The 271-nt window shown below is 70.8% G+C and carries 1 protein-coding gene; it reads right to left on the bottom strand.

Annotated features, from left to right (window positions below):
- Nucleotides 1–271: isochorismatase family protein (locus R0J92_RS23145; RefSeq protein ID WP_411053395.1), on the bottom strand; the 271-nt coding region annotated here is incomplete at both ends.

Raw genomic sequence — 271 nt, forward strand, 5'->3', positions numbered from 1 at the left:
GCGCGGGTCGCCTCCCCGATCACCTGCACCTCGAAGCCGGCCTTGCGGGCGTCGAGGGCGGAGGCGTGCACGCAGACGTCCTCCGCGAGCCCGCCGACGAACAGGCGCTTCACGCCCTTGCGCCGCAGTTCCTCGGCGAAGCCGGTCTGGTCGAAGGCGCTGTACTGGTCCTGATCGAAGCGGGTGCCCTTGGTCACCACGATCGTCTCCGCCGGCAACTTCAGCTCGGCGTGGAAGGCGGCGCCGTCGGTGTCCTGCACGCAGTGCACCG

The organism is Tritonibacter sp. SIMBA_163 (assembly GCF_046535935.1).
GTDB classification, from domain to species: domain Bacteria; phylum Pseudomonadota; class Alphaproteobacteria; order Rhodobacterales; family Rhodobacteraceae; genus Epibacterium; species Epibacterium scottomollicae.